Source organism: Streptomyces sp. 13-12-16 (genome assembly GCF_002114215.1).
In the GTDB taxonomy this organism is placed as follows: Bacteria; Actinomycetota; Actinomycetes; order Streptomycetales; family Streptomycetaceae; genus Streptomyces.
In genome coordinates this window covers 19914-21341 of sequence record NZ_NCTE01001238.1, presented here as the reverse complement: position 1 = coordinate 21341, position 1428 = coordinate 19914, and the positions used below count along the sequence as shown (strand labels likewise).

Genomic DNA, 1428 nt, shown 5'->3' with positions numbered 1-1428 from the left:
GACGTCCCGGCACGGGGAGGATGACGGGGCTGAAGGACAGGACCGGGGCGGACTTGCCCCAGGCATCGGCGCTGATGGCGGTGCATGTACTCACGAGTGGGTTCCTTTTCGACGTCACCTGCTGCCCGCCGGTCTCCTGCGACCGACAACGGACCAGCTGGTCAGAGACATCCCGCTTCGACCAACATGAAACGGAACGGCGCTCCATTTAGTATCCGGAGCAGCGTTCCGCTTTGTCAACCGGTCCGGAAGGAGCGTGTGATGACCACTGGCAGTCCCGCGGGCGAGCCGCCGTCCCGAGGCAAGCGGGCCGATGCCCAGCGCAACCGGCGGACGGTGCTCGACGCCGCCGCCGAGGCGTTCGTCACCTCCGGCGTCGATGCGCCGATCCGTCAGATCGCGGCCCGAGCGGGTGTCGGGGTGGGCACGATCTACCGCCACTTCCCCACCCGGGCAGATCTCGTCACCGCCGTCTACCGCCACCGGATCGAGGCATGCGCCGAGGCCGGCCCGAACCTGCCGGCCAGCGCCGACTCCCCGCTCAAGGCACTGCGCCAGCGGATCGACCGCTTCGTCGACTTCCTTGTCACCAGACACGGGCTCGCCGACGCCCTGCGATCCGACGACGACCGTTTCGCCGCGCTGCACGCCTACTTCCTCGACCGCCCGCTGCCCGTCTGCGCCCACCTGCTCGACGCCGCGGTCGAGGCCGGCGACATCAAGACCGGCACACAGCCGTACGAACTGATGCGCGGCATCGGCAACCTCTGCATCGGACGCGCCGACGACCCCCGCTACGAGCCCCGACGCCTGATCGCTCTCCTCCTCCAAGGACTTCAGCGACCCCACGCCCCCTGACGCCGACAAGCGGTATTGCAACCTGGCTCCTTCGCGCATCCACGCGATCTGAGCGGCCGCCTCTCCACGGCCGGTAGACGTTGGTGACTTCGTTCATCCCAAGGGGTTCTGGCTCAACTTCCGTGCTGAGTGACGCTCCGTTACGGCTGGACATCAAAGAGAGCAATGGAAGGGGGTGGCGGGGCAAGCACTGCGCGAAGGCGCGTCAGTATGGCTCGCCACTGCTTCCGGTCCTCCGGGTCGACCCAGTTTGAGGCCGGCCCGTCCTCGTCGCCGACGATGCGGGCGAGGGCTTCGTCGGCGAGTGCCCGAAGATCGGAAGGGAACGCGGGCATCGGTGCTTCCGGACCGTAGGACATGTCGACGGGTTCGCCTCCCGGGCATTGCACCCCACCTGCCACCCTTGCTGAACCGCGCCACCGACCAGACCTTGGGAAGCGGTGGTAGAGCCACACACAGGGGGAGATGATCTCCACCGGGTACCGGTGCCCCTTGTACGACGGTGGCGCGCTGTCCACGGACGATCCCTCCCCGGCATGACCAACCAGAAGATCATCCCACCTGGTCAGT

General features: G+C 67.6%; 1 protein-coding gene. It reads left to right on the top strand.

Going from position 1 to position 1428, the window contains the following annotated elements; all coding sequences use genetic code 11:
• The first annotated feature begins 261 nt into the window (after window positions 1-261).
• Entirely contained in the window at window positions 262-858 is a 597-nt protein-coding gene (locus B7767_RS38465; RefSeq protein WP_085576021.1) for a TetR/AcrR family transcriptional regulator, read from the top strand.
• Window positions 859-1428: the final 570 nt, after the last annotated feature.

Excerpts from the sequence above, each read along its gene's own strand:
- B7767_RS38465 (WP_085576021.1), top strand. The coding sequence starts at position 262 with ATGACCACTGGCAGTCCCGCGGGCGAGCCGCCGTCCCGAGGCAAGCGG.